This is a genomic window from Aeromonas sp. V90_14, from assembly GCF_029967615.1.
Lineage (GTDB): Bacteria > Pseudomonadota > Gammaproteobacteria > Enterobacterales > Aeromonadaceae > Aeromonas > Aeromonas hydrophila.
The window spans coordinates 1-14,311 of the sequence record NZ_JASCAS010000005.1; the positions used below are offsets into that span (position 1 = coordinate 1).

Annotated in this window: 17 protein-coding genes; 11 read left to right on the forward strand and 6 right to left on the reverse strand. The window is 64.3% G+C overall.

Going from position 1 to position 14,311, the window contains the following annotated elements; translation table 11 throughout:
- The first annotated feature begins 81 nt into the window (after positions 1-81).
- The 6 genes from QLG02_RS05640 (at position 82) to QLG02_RS05665 (ending at position 6,426) form a co-directional block, all read left to right on the forward strand.
- Positions 82-993: an ABC transporter substrate binding protein gene (locus QLG02_RS05640; protein ID WP_282464737.1), complete on the forward strand. Its 912-nt coding sequence runs from the start codon at positions 82-84 to the stop codon at positions 991-993.
- A 228-nt stretch (positions 994-1,221) separates the two neighbouring features.
- Positions 1,222-3,264 carry a TonB-dependent siderophore receptor gene (locus QLG02_RS05645; protein ID WP_282464738.1) on the forward strand — a complete coding sequence of 681 codons (2,043 nt, stop codon included), beginning with the start codon at positions 1,222-1,224 and terminating at the stop codon, positions 3,262-3,264.
- 65 nt (positions 3,265-3,329) lie between these two features.
- Entirely contained in the window at positions 3,330-3,950 is a 621-nt protein-coding gene (locus QLG02_RS05650; protein ID WP_242796522.1) for a PepSY-associated TM helix domain-containing protein, read from the forward strand.
- A gap of 176 nt (positions 3,951-4,126) precedes the next feature.
- Complete coding sequence (locus tag QLG02_RS05655; protein WP_242796524.1) at positions 4,127-5,164, forward strand: acyltransferase family protein; 1,038 nt, start codon at positions 4,127-4,129, stop codon at positions 5,162-5,164.
- Positions 5,165-5,293: 129 nt separating this feature from the next.
- Entirely contained in the window at positions 5,294-5,866 is a 573-nt protein-coding gene (locus tag QLG02_RS05660; protein WP_045790791.1) for a hypothetical protein, read from the forward strand.
- A 125-nt stretch (positions 5,867-5,991) separates the two neighbouring features.
- Complete coding sequence (locus QLG02_RS05665; protein WP_282464739.1) at positions 5,992-6,426, forward strand: N-acetyltransferase; 435 nt, start codon at positions 5,992-5,994, stop codon at positions 6,424-6,426.
- Here QLG02_RS05665 and QLG02_RS05670 read toward each other — a convergent pair.
- Positions 6,423-6,788: a helix-turn-helix domain-containing protein gene (locus QLG02_RS05670; protein ID WP_282464740.1), complete on the reverse strand. Its 366-nt coding sequence runs from the start codon at positions 6,786-6,788 to the stop codon at positions 6,423-6,425. The two genes, QLG02_RS05665 and QLG02_RS05670, sit on opposite strands and share 4 nt — an antisense overlap.
- A gap of 121 nt (positions 6,789-6,909) precedes the next feature.
- Here QLG02_RS05670 and QLG02_RS05675 point away from each other — a divergent pair, with 121 nt between their 5' ends.
- Entirely contained in the window at positions 6,910-7,215 is a 306-nt protein-coding gene (locus QLG02_RS05675; protein WP_195877875.1) for a monooxygenase, read from the forward strand.
- On the opposite strand, the gene QLG02_RS05680 is transcribed toward QLG02_RS05675, so the two are convergent.
- Together QLG02_RS05680 and QLG02_RS05685 are read right to left on the reverse strand one after the other, a co-directional pair.
- Positions 7,196-7,738: a GNAT family N-acetyltransferase gene (locus tag QLG02_RS05680; RefSeq protein WP_282464785.1), complete on the reverse strand. Its 543-nt coding sequence runs from the start codon at positions 7,736-7,738 to the stop codon at positions 7,196-7,198. The genes QLG02_RS05675 and QLG02_RS05680 overlap by 20 nt on opposite strands.
- Before the next feature lie 5 nt (positions 7,739-7,743).
- Positions 7,744-8,364 carry an outer membrane beta-barrel protein gene (locus tag QLG02_RS05685; RefSeq protein ID WP_039212918.1) on the reverse strand — a complete coding sequence of 207 codons (621 nt, stop codon included), beginning with the start codon at positions 8,362-8,364 and terminating at the stop codon, positions 7,744-7,746.
- Positions 8,365-8,615: 251 nt separating this feature from the next.
- On the opposite strand from QLG02_RS05685, the gene QLG02_RS05690 reads away from it, so the two are divergent.
- Positions 8,616-9,254 (forward strand): exopolysaccharide biosynthesis protein, encoded by a 639-nt coding sequence (locus QLG02_RS05690; protein ID WP_016349228.1) that lies wholly within the window; start codon positions 8,616-8,618, stop codon positions 9,252-9,254.
- A 63-nt stretch (positions 9,255-9,317) separates the two neighbouring features.
- On the opposite strand, the gene QLG02_RS05695 is transcribed toward QLG02_RS05690, so the two are convergent.
- Together QLG02_RS05695 and QLG02_RS05700 are read right to left on the reverse strand one after the other, a co-directional pair.
- The gene (locus QLG02_RS05695) at positions 9,318-10,592 is read right to left on the reverse strand and encodes a serine/threonine protein kinase (protein ID WP_024945675.1); all 1,275 of its coding nucleotides are present in this window, start codon (positions 10,590-10,592) and stop codon (positions 9,318-9,320) included.
- Between the two features lie 458 nt (positions 10,593-11,050).
- Positions 11,051-11,956, reverse strand: a complete 906-nt coding sequence (locus tag QLG02_RS05700) for a sensor domain-containing diguanylate cyclase (RefSeq protein ID WP_282464741.1) — start codon at positions 11,954-11,956, stop codon at positions 11,051-11,053.
- 330 nt (positions 11,957-12,286) lie between these two features.
- Here QLG02_RS05700 and QLG02_RS05705 point away from each other — a divergent pair, with 330 nt between their 5' ends.
- The 3 genes from QLG02_RS05705 (at position 12,287) to QLG02_RS05715 (ending at position 13,636) form a co-directional block, all read left to right on the forward strand.
- Positions 12,287-12,604, forward strand: a complete 318-nt coding sequence (locus tag QLG02_RS05705; RefSeq protein ID WP_282464742.1) for a hypothetical protein — start codon at positions 12,287-12,289, stop codon at positions 12,602-12,604.
- A 112-nt stretch (positions 12,605-12,716) separates the two neighbouring features.
- Positions 12,717-13,130 (forward strand): GNAT family N-acetyltransferase, encoded by a 414-nt coding sequence (locus tag QLG02_RS05710; protein ID WP_101150857.1) that lies wholly within the window; start codon positions 12,717-12,719, stop codon positions 13,128-13,130.
- On the forward strand, positions 13,127-13,636 hold the full coding sequence (locus QLG02_RS05715) for a hypothetical protein (protein WP_168756166.1): 510 nt from the start codon (positions 13,127-13,129) through the stop codon (positions 13,634-13,636). The genes QLG02_RS05710 and QLG02_RS05715 overlap by 4 nt, the downstream gene beginning before the upstream one ends.
- 33 nt (positions 13,637-13,669) lie before the next feature.
- On the opposite strand, the gene QLG02_RS05720 is transcribed toward QLG02_RS05715, so the two are convergent.
- On the reverse strand, positions 13,670-14,251 hold the full coding sequence (locus tag QLG02_RS05720) for a hypothetical protein (protein ID WP_010635332.1): 582 nt from the start codon (positions 14,249-14,251) through the stop codon (positions 13,670-13,672).
- Positions 14,252-14,311: the final 60 nt, after the last annotated feature.

Consider the following 14,311-nt stretch of genomic DNA (forward strand, 5'->3'; position numbering starts at 1 on the left):
CCCCCCCCTCTTTTGCATCCGCACCGGCGTGCCCTGCTCCCCATGATCTAGGCTCAACAGAACCACGACGAGGAGATCATCATGCCGTTACGCCTGCTCATCTGCTGCTGTCTGCTCTGCGCCCTGCCCGTCCAGGCGCTGACCATCGCCATGGTGCTGTGGCGCGGCGAGACCGATGCCGAGCGCGGCTTTCGCGACGAGCTGAACCGGCTCGGTCATCACCCCACCTTCGTCACCTTCAACGCCAATCAGGACAGAACCGTGCTGGCTACCCTGCTACGCCAGCAACTGCTGCCCTCCCTCGCCGACTACGACTATATCTACTGCTTCGGCACCACCGCCACGGCCATGGTCAAGAGCCTGGTGGGCAACCGCAAGCCGTTGATTTTCAGCATAGTGTCCGACCCCGTCGGGGCCGGATTCCTGTCCGACGACAAGACGGAGAACCAGATGGTGGCCGGCACCAGCAACATGGTGCCGATGGCGCTGCAGCTCGCCAACGCCCGTCGCTATCTGCCCGCTGGCAAGGGGTTGCTGCTGCCGTTCAACCCGCGCGAACAGAACACCCTGCTGACCGGCGAGCTGCTGCTGCGCGAAGCCCATCGCTACCAGTGGGATCTCACCACCTGGCGCATCGCGCCGGACAAGCGGCGGCTGGCCAGCGAACTCAAGCGGCTGCAGCACGACGCCAAAGAGAGCATCGTGTTTCTCGCCGCCGACAGCTATCTGCTCTCCATCGCCCCCGAACTGCTGGCCGCCCTCAACGAGGCAGGCATCCCCACCATCTGCAGCGCCGAGCTCTATGTCGAGCACGGCTGCACCGTCGGCACCATCAGCAGCTATCGGGCCCTCGGCCAGATGGCGGCCAACATCATCCACCGCAACCTGCAGGGCACCCCGCTGCAGGATATCCCGCTGCAGACCGACCCGGCGCCGCGGCTGGTACTGGGCAAGCAGCTGGCCGAGATCACCCCCTCTTCCACCGACCACTGAGCCCCTCATCCCCCTTCTTCCCTCCTCCCGTCACCTTGCCGGCAGGGCGCCCTGTCGGCGGTGGCGAGCCATCCGATACCCAGCCCCATCGTCAAAACATGTTTCTATTGCACAGCTAATGAAAATCAATATCATTAGCATCCTCCCAAATGGGAGAAAACAAAATAATTACAAATAAATCAACAAGTTCAGACCATCAGGTCGCTTCTTCAAGAGTCAACACGCAACATGCACACACCTCACCACCCGCGCACTCTGCTGAGTGTCGCCCTGCTGGCCCTGAGCGCCGGCGCACACGCCGAAGACGAGACCATGACAGTGGTCGGCAAACGCAGCCAACATGAAGAGGTCGCCACCGCGACCCGCACCAACACCCCGGCCAAGCTGGTGCCGCAGGCCATCGACAGCGTCAAGGCCAGCGAGCTGACCGCCTTCGGCCAGCCCACCCTGAGCGAGGCGCTGACCGGCATCCCCGGCGTCAACGCCAGCGGTGACACCCGTTTCGACGGGGTCAACATCCGCGGCTTCAGCGCCAGCAACGACTTCTATCTGGACGGCTTTCGCGACGACATGCAGTACACCCGCGACCTTGGCAACACCGAGCGGGTCGAAGTGCTCAAGGGGCCGGCGGCGGTGCTCTATGGCCGTGGCAGCACCGGCGGCATCGTCAACCGGGTCAGCAAGAAGCCGCAGAAGGGGCTGGAATCCAGCGTCAGCGCCCAGGTCGGCAGCTTCGACAGCCGCCGGCTGGCCGCCGACCTGAACGGCGAAGCGGGTGAGCAGGTGCAGGTGCGCCTCAACCTGGCTCAGGAAGACAAGGACAGCTTTCGCAACGGCGTGACCAGCAAACGCACCCTGCTGGCCCCCTCCGTCAACTGGGAGATCAGCGACAAGCTGAACTGGCTCGTGCAGTACGAGCGCAACGAGCACGACCGCACCCCGGATCGCGGCATCCCCGGCGTCAACGGCCGGCCGGCCGACGTGCCGAAGGAGTATGTCTACAGCGATACCCGCCGCGACTTCATCGACGACGTGGCCCAGTCAACCCGCTCACGCTTTACCTGGGACATCAACGATCAGTGGCAACTGCGCCAGCAGCTGGGCTACACCAGCCTCGACAGCCAGTTCGACAACACCTATGTCACCAGCGTGAAGGGGGATCAGGTGACCCGCTCCCGCTGGCAGCAGGATCTCAAGGCCAACAGCCTGATCAGCAACACCGAGGCCGAAGGCCAGCTGCAGACCGGCCCCGTCGAGCACCGTCTGCTGGTGGGCTTCGAGCAGAACTGGCAGGAGCGCACCCCCAAGCTCTACCAGAACGCCACCGCGATCCCGGCCGGCAACCTCTATGATCCGGGCTCCCTGCCCACCTACGACGGCGCCATGAAGCTCTCCAGCGACGCCAACCACAAGGTGCGTGGCTACGGCCTCTATCTGCAGGATCAGCTCAGCCTGGGTGACTGGCACCTGCTGGCGGGTCTGCGCCGCGACGACTTCACCGTCACCAGCCGCCGCAACGACCTCAACAAGGAGGAGACCGTCTCGGTCACCAGCCTGAGCCCGCGTCTGGGTCTGGTGTGGAACCCGATCGAGGAGCACGCCTTCTACGCCTCCTACAGCAAGACCTTCACCCCGGTGGGCGGCGAGCTGATCGGCATCACCCCGGGCGACAAGAACAACAACCTGGATCCCCAGCACACCCGGCTGTACGAGGGCGGCGTGAAGAGCGACTGGCTGGATGGCCGCCTGGCGACCACCCTCTCCCTCTACCGGCTGGAGATGTACAACAAACGCAGCAAGGATCCGCTGGATCCCACCAAGGTGATCCTCACCGGTCTGCAGCGCACCGAGGGGATCGAGCTGAGCGCCCGCGCCCAGCTGACCGACGAGCTCTACCTGCGCGGCGGCATCGCCATCCAGGATGCCGAGCAGGTCAAGGCGGACGCCGATCTGCAAGGCAAGCGGCCGATGAACGTCTCTCGCCAGAATGGCGAGCTGTTCGCCGGCTATCAGAGCGGCAAGCAGGGCTGGTTCGGCGAGACCGGGGTGACCGCGGTGGGCAATCGCTTCGCCGACAACGCCAACACCACCACCCTGCCCGGTTACGCCCGCTTCGACGCCCGTGCCGGCTACCGCTGGCAGCAGTGGGAAGCCCAGCTGAGCGTGGAGAACCTGACCGATCACGACTACTTCGTCAGCGCCACCAGCGCCTCCCAGATCATGCCGGGCACACCCCGTCAGCTGCATCTGAGCGCCGCCTACCGCTTCTGATCCCTCCCTTTTCCCGATCCCTCTGGCCAGCTTCCGCTGGCCATATTTTTATGAAGCACCGAGCAATGAGACGCAGAAAACTCCCCCTGCACAACAACAAGTGGGTGCGCCGCATCCACGCCTGGGCCGGCTTTGCCACCCTCACCCTGATGCTGCTCTACGGCCTCACCGGCCTCTGGCTGCAACACAGGGCCGTACTGCCGCTGCCCGGCCCCCACACCGAGAAATCCAGCGAAGAGATAGTGCTGAGCGCACCGCTGACCAGCCCGGATGAGCTGAAAAGCCTGCTGCAGCAACGCTATCCAGCAGGGTTCGAGGAGGGGCGCGTCCAGCTCACCCCGCCCCAGACCCTGCCCACCCCCGACGGCCCGCTCACCCTGCCGGCCCGCTGGGAGATGCGCGGCGTCACCCTCAGCCAGAGCGTGGCCGCCAGCTATGTGGCGGGCACATTGCTGGTGCGCACCGAACTGCAGCAGGCCAACTTTGCCGCCAGCCTCAACCGGCTACACCGCGGCATGGGCACCGGCCTCTCCTGGCAGCTGGTGGGGGATCTGGCGGCGCTGGCCATGCTGCTGCTGGCCCTCACCAGCCTGCTGATGTGGAACAAGCTGCACGGCCCGGCCGCCCGCGGCATCGCCCTGCTGCTGCTGGGCGCCCTGGTCACCGTGCTGGTGGCCCTGCTCTAGCGCGTTTACCGACGGCAAAACGGGATCTGTCTCTCGGCGGCGGTAACCTTGCCCGCACCTCGGGTAACAAAGGGTAACCGGCCACCGATGGGGGTCACAGTTGCCGGCCTGGCGGCTGGATGAGGATCGCCTGCGGCTGCTAGGGTGCGCCCTCAACCCAAGCGGCAAGAGGCAGCATGCGCATCTCCAGCATCGAATGCGGACGGGTGGTGGCCATCATGGCGGTGATGGCCATCCACCTCTCCCCCTTCAGCAATCCCTTCGATCCCACCCTGTGGGATGGCACCCTCTACTTCTGGCTCGGGGGCGTCATCAACCAGCTCTGCCGCTTCGCGGTGCCGCTGTTCTTCCTCTGCGCCGGCTACTTTCTGCAACCCGCCCTCGCTGCAGGCCACCCCCTGACGGTAGCGCTGCGCTACTGCCGCCCGCTGCTGGGGCTCTGGCTGGCGTGGAGCCTGCTCTACGTGCTGATCCCCTTCAACCCGTTCGCGGCGGTGAGCGAGGGCTACCTGCCGGCCATGGCGAACCAGTGGCAGATGCAGCTGGGGGATCCGCTCAACGCCTGGTGGGTGGGCGGCATGATCCACCTCTGGTTCCTGCCCGCCCTGATGCTGGCGGTGCTGATCCTGGCGCTCTGCCAGCAGGCCTGCCTGCCCCGGCTGGCCCTGCTGCTGGGCGTCCTGCTCTACGGGCTGGCCCTGCTCGGCGGCTCCTATGGCCCACCGCTGCTGGGGGGCGAGTGGGCTCTGCTGACCCGCAACGGCCCCTTCTTCTCGCTGCTGTTCGTGGCCCTCGGCGCCGAGCTGCGCCTGCGTGCCTGGCAGCCGGATGCCAGGCGCTGCGCCCTGCTGATGGCGGCGGGGATGGGGCTCTACGCCCTGGAGGCCGCAGGGCTGCTGCACTTTGCCGCCGTGCCCCTCAACCGCCACGACTTCCTGCTGGGTTCGCTCCCCTGGGCGTTGGGGCTGTTCGGCCTGCTACTGGCCAATCCGGGCTGGGGCCGGGGCAGCTGGCTCGAACGCCAGGCCCCCAAGGTGCTGGGCCTCTACTGCCTGCACATGATGCTGGTGGTGTGGCTGATGATCTTCGGCCCGCAGGGCAAGCAGGTGTGGTGGGAGCTGCTGAAGGTGCCGGCGCTGCTGGCGCTCTCCCTGCTCGGCTACCGGTTGCTGGCGCTGGGGGCGGCCAGTCGCTGGCTGCTGCGGGCCCGCTGAGGGGAACAGGAGATGGGAGGGAAGCCGATCCCTCCCCACTCAAGGCTGAATGGAGGGTTCAATTTTTATTCATCGCGGATAGATAAACTCCGGGACTCCTTAAACGCGACACCCAGGAGTCACGACCGTATGAAGTTGCTCACCAAGATGCTGTTCACCAAGCAATCCGGCCTTGTCCTCGTTCTGCTCGCCGCCAGCGGCTCCCTCAGCGCCGCCCAGATCGCCAACAACAACATCACCGAAGCCGAGATCAAGGCCGCGCAGGATGCCTGGGGCAAGGCCCTGATCCAGATCAGCGATGACTACCGCAGCGGCGGCATCGACAAGGCCAGAGCCACCGCCACCGCCGTGCTCGACGGCGCCTACGGCTACCACCATGGCCCCGTGCTGTTCAAGCCGACCCTGGCCGGCGGCGAACAGACCTTCCGCATCAATCAGGAAGGGGCGCTGGCCTACTTCGTCGGCAACAATAAGGCCTATCCCGCCGACACCGGCTTCGCCCTCAAGAACTGGCAGAGTTACAACTACGACAACGCCGCCGTCTACATCAACGGCGACATGGCCCTCACCATGGGCAAGGTGCACCTGACCGACCGAGACAACAAGCAGACCACGGTCGACAAGACCTGGGGCTTCAAGAAGGGGGACGACGGCAAGGTGCGCATCGTGCTGCACCACTCCTCCCTCCCCTACGCCGGCTAACGGCAACAGGCGACCTGCGGGTCGCCTGTTTTGTTATGGGGGTAGCAGTTTGGCCACCCGCCGGGTGACGACGAGGCCTGTGCTGCTACCATGCCCCTCTTGTGATGATTCCAGACGAGACACCCATGCAGATCCGCCCCTTCACCCCGGCCGACACCGAGGCCGTCCTCGCCATCTGGCTGGAGGCCTCCCTGCAGGCCCACCACTTCATCGAGCCCGCCTACTGGCACGCCAACCTGGCGCCGATGCGGGAGATCTATCTGCCCGCTGCCGACAGCCAGCTGCTCTGCCTGGGTGAGCAGGTGCTTGGCTTCTACTCCCTGCATGAGGGCACCCTGGCCGCCCTCTTCGTGGCCCCCGCGCGGCAGGGGAAAGGGCTGGGCAAGGCCCTGCTCGAGCACGCCAAACAGCAGTTGCCGACCCTGCGGCTGCAGGTCTATCAGCAGAACCGGACCGCGTGCGACTTCTATCGCGCGCAAGGATTTCAGGTGGCAGCAGAGGGAGTGGATCCTCACACCGGCTGCGCCGAGTGGCTGATGGTCTGGCCGGCGCAGGATTAACCGGGTTCGCCGAGATGGGGCTCGTCGCGGGCCACCCCCGCTTCACTCCGGGCCAGCAGATCGCCGTGGCTCAGCGCGAAGTCGTGCATCTGCTGAAGCAGGGGAAGCAGGGCGATGCCGAGCGGGCTCAGGCTGTACTCCACCCGGGGCGGCACGTCGGGGTAGAGAGTGCGGATGACGACGCCATCGCTCTCCAGCTCCTTGAGCTGGGCGGTGAGCACCTTCTGGCTCACCTCGGGCAGGCTGCGGCGCAGGTCGCCAAAGCGCAGGATCTGCGCGCGCAGATGAAACAGGATGGCCGGTTTCCATTTGCCGGCCAGCAGGCGCAGCACCCGGTAGGCGGGACAGGGCAGTGAGGACAAGGGATGGCTCGCAAGTGGTTACTTTGCGGTAACTATGCCACGAAAATGTGCCTTCTTGCAGTCAAGATGCCGGCTTCCTATGATGCGGGCTTAGTCATTCAACGCCCACGAGAGGTTCACCATGCCCAGCCTGCTGCAGATCCATTTCAACTTCCCCGCCGAGCTGATGGGGCCGGCCCTCACCGCCGCGGCCATGCCGCTGGCCGAGTCCATCACCAAGGAGCCGGGCTTCATCTCCAAGATCTGGACCGAAAACCCGCGCACCGGCGAGGCGGGCGGCATCTATCTGTTCGAGGATGAGGCGAGCGCCCTCGCCTACGCCACCATGCACGAGCAGCGGGTGCTCGCCATGGGCGCCAGCGCGGTGCAGTTCAAGCTGTTCGACGTCAACGAGCCGCTCAGCCGACTCACCCGCGGTCTGCTGTGATCCCCTCAAGCGACAAGCGGTAGCAGGTAGCCTGCTGCCAGACAAAGCCCAGCCGCCGAAACAGCCGCTGGCTGGGCAGATTGTCCGGCTCGATATCCGCCACTAGGGTGGCGATGCCGAGCTGGCGGGCATAGGCGATCAGCGCCGTCAGCGCCTCTGCCATCCATCCCTCTCCCCAGTGGCTGCGAGCCAGCATGCAGCCCACCTCTGCCTGACGCAGACCGGCCTCCCCCGCAAAGCTGTGCAGGCCGCAGGTGCCGATCAGGCGGCTGCTGTCGCGCGCCACCAGCCCCCACTCCAGCGACTCGCCGGCAGCCAGCAACCGCGCGACGCTCGCCAGCATCTGCGCCACGGTGGCGAGGGAGGGAAACGGCGGCTCGCCGACGAAACGCATGACTAGGGGATCCCCGTAGATGGCGAACAGATCGGCACTGTCTTCAGCATCAAACGCCCGCAGCAGCAGCCGCGGGGTCGACAGCGAGGGCAGTGCATGAGGCAGGGGTGGCAAGGCGCTGCGGTGCACCAGGCTCAAAAGCGCAGGGTCAGACCGATATTGGCCTGCCACTGGGTCACCAGCTCGCCGCGCACCTTGAACACGCACTGGTCCGGGTTGCAGAGAAACTGGCTGTTGTCGTTGACCAGCGAGCCATAGCCGCGCACCTCGGCCCGCAGCGCCAGATGCTCGGTCAGGCGCGGCTGCACCCCGAGCGCCAGCGACATGGAGGGGGCGACGTCGCTGTCGTAGGCGGCAAACCGGGTCGCCCCGATCCCGGCGCCGATGTAGGGGGCCATCAGGTTGTCCGACAGGGTGAGCGCCCCGGCAAAGTGGAGGGTATCCACCGTCAACCGATCCGGCTGATCGGGGGAGAGGCGGGTGGACTGGTGGCTGTAGAGCAGCTCTATCATGCCGGGGTCATCCACCTCCTTGCTGATGAACAGGCCCCAGCTGCCGGAGCGCTCCCCCTGCAAGGACTCCAGCCGGGTGGCGACGGGCGTCGGTTTGGGGTCGTCATTGGCCTCGAAGTCGATGGCCGAGCTGTAGCCGAAGAACGGCGTCACCTGCCAGCCGAGGGCGGCCTCCCCCTCGGCGCTCCAGGCCTGCCCCAGCGGCAACAACAGCCCCATCATCATGATCCCTGCTCGTTTCATCACGGCTCCTCCGTGCGCTGCATCAGTGCCCGTCAAGCATATCAGAGCCCACTGGCCCCCATCCTAAACCCGACCTGTATCAAGCGATTTTCAGCGGGGCGATCACACTCTGTCGCCACCACCGGCAGCCTGCCGGTCAGACGGCACATCCGCGCCTGCGGTTATTCATCCCGGATTAACCTGTGCCACGTATGCTGGCGCGCAATCGGCTCATGGTGAGCCGGTTCCACTCACCAGAAGGACATCAGGGAATGGTTGCCGCGCAACTCAACGACCCCCAGAACAAGCTCTCCGATACCCTGCGGGCCACCGCCCACGCCATCGAGGAGAGCCATATCAGCCTGCGCCAGATGCTGGCCCTGGTCGGCGAACAGGGCATGCTGCTGTTTTGCGTGCTGCTCACCGTGCCCTTCCTGCTGCCGGTCTCCATCCCCGGCGTCAGCACCCCGTTTGGCCTGCTGATCCTGTTCATCGGCATCGGCATCACCCTCAACCGGGTGCCCTGGCTGCCCGCCATCCTGATGGAGCGCCGCTTCGCCGCCGAGCAGCTCAAACCGACCCTGCACAAGGGGGCGGATCTGCTGGCCCGCATCGATCGCTTCATCCGCCCGCGCCTGCTGCTGTTGACCGGCAGCAGTACCATCAACCGCTGCAACGGCCTGCTGATCATGCTGGCGGCCCTGCTGCTGATGCTGCCGCTCGGGGCCATCCCCTTCACCAACGCCATGCCGGCCTGGGCCATCCTGCTGCTGGCCATCGGCATGCTGCAGCGCGACGGCCTGTTCGTCGCCAGCGGCTACCTGCTGGTGAGCGCCACCCTGGTCTGGTTCAGCGCCCTGGCCATCGGCCTGCTGATGGCCGGCCAGAGCGTCTCCACCCTGCTCGGCTGACGGCAACACCAAGAAAAAGGGCGACCCATGGGTCGCCCTTTTTGACTTGTGCGGGATCCGCCGTCACAGCAGATCGTAGATAAGGGCCGAGATGGCCAGCAGCCCGATCACCAGCACGAAGAGGGTACTCGCCCCGCGATAACGCTTGAGGGCAGGCAGACGATAGATGGAGCAGGCCGGCAGCAGGAACAGGATCACCGCGATGAGCGGCCCGCTCACCTTCTCGATGATCTCCAGCACGTTCGGGTTCAAGTAGGTAATCACCCCGGTCACCACGAACAGGATGACCGACGAGACCCGCGCTATGGTCGCTTCACGCAGCGACAGCCCCAGCCCCTGACAGGCACCGTTCACCATGCTCACCGTCCCCTCGCTCACCCCCATGGAAGTGCCGAGGAAGGACTTGGACATGGCCAGAATGGCGATGAGCGGCCCCACGTAGGCGATCAGCGGATTGGAGAACTTGTTCGCCAGCGCCGACAGCACCGAAATATTGTCGATGCGGGCCTGCGCCATCTCGGCCTGACTCAGGCTCATCACGCAGCTCACCACGAAGAACAGCACGCTGCCGCAAATCAGCAGGCTGCTGCACTTGATGATCCGCTTGGCGCGCTGGTCGGCGCTCGCCTGACAGCGCTTCTTCTGCGCCGCACTGAAGGAGGAGATGATGGGCGCATGGCTGAAGGAGAACACCATCACCGGCACGATCAGCCAGAGGGATTTCCAGAACGCCGGGTCACGCCAGTCCACCCCCTGACTCTCGCTGAAATAGGAGAGGCTCCACTGGGGCAGCAGATAGATGGAGAGACCGATGAGGAAGGCAACCATGGGCAGGGCCAGCACGCTGATGGCTGACACCACGATCTGCTTGCCCGCCAGCAGCACCAGGTGCAGACCCAGCATCACCCCCAGCACCAGCAGGCCGCGCGGGATCTCGGCATTGCCCAGCTGATGTACCACAAAGCTCTGGATCGCGTTGGTGATGGAGATGCTGTAGACCAGAATGATGGGGTAGAAGGCCATCAGGTAGACCAGCATCAGCAGCTTGCCCGCCCGCGCACCGAAGTGCTCCTCCACCACGTGGGTAATATCCCCTTCCCGATGGGAGCTGGATAATACAAAACGACTCAATGCCCGATGGGAATAATAAGAAAGCGGAAATGCCATCAATAATATAAATAGCAAAATAACCGGCGAATTACTGCCAACGGTAATTGGGAGAAACAGTGTCCCGGCACCGACCGCAGTGGCATATAAGCCCATGGTCCATACTGAATCACTTTTCTCCCATTTCAACTTTGATGCGGGATTACTCTTTTCAGCAATAGCAACACTCATTGCGATATACACCTTATTAATCTGTCATCTTTTATTTTATTGGCCCGTGTAATTAGGCTGGTGATATGCAGCGGCACATCGACCGGATCGTAGAAAAAACAAGCCCGCCTGCGATCAACATGATCACCAAGAGGAAACGGGGATGCCACGCTACCATCGTTGAAATCGCCATAAAGGTCAAGGTTAATAATTCATGACTGTTTGAATCGGATTGTTTCAAAAGGAAATAAGATGTGTCATTTCGGCCTCAAGATAATCAATTCAGCTCCGTCTGATAACATAACGACAAAACCTCGATGAGTTGCTCAACAACTTGAATAAGGCCAGAGAGTGGCCCGTTAATATTAACAGCATCAGCCTATAAATATCAGTTAATTATGCAGCGAACCGTGCCCGCAGCGCCTGATATATCAATGCCGGGCTGGCCGCCATATATAAGAGGGTTGCCGGCCCCGGTTTCACCCCTGATCGTCGGCGGCCACCGGGCAGTGAGCGACCCGGTTGCGCCCCGCCCGCTTGGCCCGATAGAGCCACTCGTCGGCGCGGGCCAGCGCCTGATTGATCTCCTCCCCCGGCCGCACCAGGGTGGTGCCCAGGCTGACGGTAAAGGCCGCCGGATCTGCCGGCAGCGCCGCCACGGCCGCCCGGATCCGTTCCGCCAGCGCCAGCAGATCCGGCTCGCTCAGGCCGGGCAGCAGGATCAGAAACTCCTCACCGCCGCTGCGCACGAACAGATCGTCCGCCCGCAGCTGGGCGGCCACGCAAGCGCAGAAGCGCTGCAACGCCCGGTCGCCCTGCTGATGACCGAAACGATCGTTGATCTGCTTGAAGTGATCGATGTCCAGCATCACCAGCGCGCAGGGAGCCTCCCCCGCCCGCCGCTGCCGGCAGTGCTCGAAGAAATAGCGGCGGTTGTAGAGGCCGGTCAGCTGGTCGGTTTCGCTCTGCAGCTTGAGCCGCTGCTGCAGCTCGTACTGGCGGGTGATGTTGCGGGTCACCCAGGCCACCGCCCGCTTGCCGTCGTAGCGGGAGGGCAGCGGCGCAATCTTGCCCTCGAAGTGCTGCATCCCCTGCGGCCCGACCGAGGCGTCGATCCCCTCCACTTCCACCGCCGCCAGTTCATACTCCACCACCTGTACCTGGCCCGAATCCAGCGCTAGGGTCACCTGCTCCATCACCCAGCGGGTCATGGCGGCGGGCAGCACATCGGCCAGCCGCTTGCCCGCCAGCGGGTTGCCATCCTGGTAGGACTGCTGCTCCACCCCGCCGATGTATTCGATGTAGTAGCCATCCTCGCTCAGGATGAAGACGGGGTCGGGCAGCTGGGCCATCACTTCATATAGTTGCTTGACCGAAAGAGCCATGCGGTTTCCTTGGATCCGGGGGACGAGAGGCGCGCACCGGGCTGGCGCCTGCCCCAATTATCGTGCCGGGAATGGCGCCGAGCCAGCGAGGGATCCCGCCATTCATGGATGCGCATCAAGCAATGCGGGAAAATAGCGCTTGCCCCGCCCCTCTTCGCTCAAAAGAGCAGCGGCGCTCGGATATTCACCCTGCCTCACAGACCGCCGCTGCGCCCGTTGTCTGCGACGCCCGCATCCATTAGGCTGACCTTCCTGAGTCTGCCACTGACGGCCGACTCACCGACCATCAGCCGCCGGCCAGGCGCCGGCCCCCGGAAAAGGATCGTCCAGATGAAGAGAGCCATAGTGAAAGCCCGCTTCGATGCCATCAGCATCGAGGGAGAACAGCTGACCGTGAAGATTGCCATCCGTGCTCCCGAGCCGGGCCCCAAGTCCGCCGGCGGTGACTGGCGCTGCAAGGTGAAGCTGGACGGCCTTGGCAACAAGACCTTCATCTATGGCGTTGATGCCCTGCAGGCCCTCAGCCTCGCCCTCAAGTTCGTGGAGAGCGAGCTGCGCGCCTTCACCGATGCGGGCTGGCACTTCTACCTGCCCGGCTGCCCCGATCACCCGGTCGACATGGCCGCCTGCTACTTCCCGCAGCTGTGACGCCAGGTTGTCCGCCCAGCAGGCTGATAGCCATTGAGGTCGGGCAATTACTTGACCACATTGAGTCTGAACGGTTATGGATAGAGGCCCTTTACCCGGCTCTGGAGAGACCATGCACCTGACCCCACCTCAACCGCCTGCCGAGCAGGATGTCGACGCGCTGCGCATCGGCCTGTCTGGCTACAACATCGGCCAGGCCGGCACCCACCTGCGCGAGCACATCGCCAGTTTTATCAAGGATGAAGCGGGCAAGGTGCACGGCGGCATCACCGCCGACCTCAAGTGGGGTTGGCTGCACGTGGACTGGCTCTGGATTGACGAGCGCATCCGCCAGGATGGCTGGGGCGGCCGCCTGCTCGCCACCATGGAGCAGTACGCCCGCAGCAAGGGCATCAGCAACTTTCATCTGGAAACTACCAGCTTCCAGGCGCTGCCCTTCTACCAGAAGCAGGGTTATCAGGTCTTTGGCGAGCTGCCGGACATGCCGCCCGGGCATACCACCTATTTTCTGAAAAAGCAGGTATGAGGCCGCCGTCGCCACTCACCACCGAGGGCAAGGCCAAACCCAAGCTCCTCAGCCCGGCCTTGGGTGCACTGTGTCTGTTGCTGACCACAAGCCAGAGCACCATGGCTCTGTCGTTGCACGATCTGGATCCGGCGTTTGCGCGTTGCGAGGCAAGCAAGGCCCGCCACAAACCCGCATTGCCTCCCAAAGAGGATCGCTTCTGGTTGCTGGAAAGAGAGCAGCAGGTGACGGTGCTTGTCTACCTGCATGAGAAGAGCATGGAACGCTGCACCGCCGCAGAGGTAGATGCGCTGGCGATCAAGGCGTTTCATCAGGCAGTCGCCGGAGACCGCGCCTTGCTCGATGCCCTGATCAAGGCAAGATCCACGACGCTCACGCCGGCTCAGCAGGCACAGTTACAGCAAGTTGGGCAGACAGAGCTGGACAGGCTGGCCAAGCTGACAGGCTTTGCACACCCTTTCTCGCTGCTCGATTACCTCAACCTGCTGGCCCCGCCCAAAGCGTGAAGGGCTGACAAACCTGTCAGCCCTTCGGCATCCTCAGTGGCTGGCGGAACGACTGCCGCTCCAGAGCAGCTCGCCGCTGCGCAGCTCCATCAGGGTCATCGACAGCCGATAGCGGCTGCCCTCGGCCACCAGATCCCCGTAGAGCATGTAGCCGGCGCCGGTCTGGCGGCCGAGCCGCACCAGGGAGGCCGGGTTCATCCTGCCCTGCTGATACTCCAGCTGGCCGGTGATGGCCGCCACCTGACCCGGGTCGACAAAGCGAAAACCGCTCTTGCTCTGGATCCGCTTGCTCATGGCCGCCGCCATGGCGCGGGTGTCCACCGGCTCGCCGGTGCCGTTCTGGGGCGGAGTGAGCAGCAGCACTGGCTGGCCGGTTTGCGCCAGCTCGCGCACCTCGGGGGCCTGCACAAACGCATCAGCCATGGCCAGCGCCAGCCCGGTCGGTGCCACCGGTTTGGGCAGCGGCGCCCCGGCATCCGGCTTGGTTACCGGCTTGTCCGGCTGGCTTACTGGCTGGTCCGGTTCACTGACAGGAGCCTGAGTGCCACCGTAGGGATTGACCGCACAACCGCCCAGCAGCAGGGCACCCACCATCAACAAGGAACGCAGCTTCATCTTTTCTCTCCGCCAGAAGTCCGTAAACGGGCATCAACCACCACCCGCATGGCGGAGCCC

What these genes read in the sequence shown, in the direction of transcription:
- QLG02_RS05640 (WP_282464737.1), top strand. Translation starts at nt 82, where the DNA reads ATGCCGTTACGCCTGCTCATCTGCTGCTGTCTGCTCTGCGCCCTGCCC.
- QLG02_RS05645 (WP_282464738.1), top strand. Translation starts at nt 1,222, where the DNA reads ATGCACACACCTCACCACCCGCGCACTCTGCTGAGTGTCGCCCTGCTG.
- QLG02_RS05650 (WP_242796522.1), top strand. Translation starts at nt 3,330, where the DNA reads ATGAGACGCAGAAAACTCCCCCTGCACAACAACAAGTGGGTGCGCCGC.
- QLG02_RS05655 (WP_242796524.1), top strand. Translation starts at nt 4,127, where the DNA reads ATGCGCATCTCCAGCATCGAATGCGGACGGGTGGTGGCCATCATGGCG.
- QLG02_RS05660 (WP_045790791.1), top strand. Translation starts at nt 5,294, where the DNA reads ATGAAGTTGCTCACCAAGATGCTGTTCACCAAGCAATCCGGCCTTGTC.
- QLG02_RS05665 (WP_282464739.1), top strand. Translation starts at nt 5,992, where the DNA reads ATGCAGATCCGCCCCTTCACCCCGGCCGACACCGAGGCCGTCCTCGCC.
- QLG02_RS05675 (WP_195877875.1), top strand. Translation starts at nt 6,910, where the DNA reads ATGCCCAGCCTGCTGCAGATCCATTTCAACTTCCCCGCCGAGCTGATG.
- QLG02_RS05685 (WP_039212918.1), bottom strand. Translation starts at nt 8,364, where the DNA reads ATGAAACGAGCAGGGATCATGATGATGGGGCTGTTGTTGCCGCTGGGG.
- QLG02_RS05690 (WP_016349228.1), top strand. Translation starts at nt 8,616, where the DNA reads ATGGTTGCCGCGCAACTCAACGACCCCCAGAACAAGCTCTCCGATACC.
- QLG02_RS05695 (WP_024945675.1), bottom strand. Translation starts at nt 10,592, where the DNA reads ATGAGTGTTGCTATTGCTGAAAAGAGTAATCCCGCATCAAAGTTGAAA.
- QLG02_RS05700 (WP_282464741.1), bottom strand. Translation starts at nt 11,956, where the DNA reads ATGGCTCTTTCGGTCAAGCAACTATATGAAGTGATGGCCCAGCTGCCC.
- QLG02_RS05705 (WP_282464742.1), top strand. Translation starts at nt 12,287, where the DNA reads ATGAAGAGAGCCATAGTGAAAGCCCGCTTCGATGCCATCAGCATCGAG.
- QLG02_RS05710 (WP_101150857.1), top strand. Translation starts at nt 12,717, where the DNA reads ATGCACCTGACCCCACCTCAACCGCCTGCCGAGCAGGATGTCGACGCG.
- QLG02_RS05715 (WP_168756166.1), top strand. Translation starts at nt 13,127, where the DNA reads ATGAGGCCGCCGTCGCCACTCACCACCGAGGGCAAGGCCAAACCCAAG.
- QLG02_RS05720 (WP_010635332.1), bottom strand. Translation starts at nt 14,251, where the DNA reads ATGAAGCTGCGTTCCTTGTTGATGGTGGGTGCCCTGCTGCTGGGCGGT.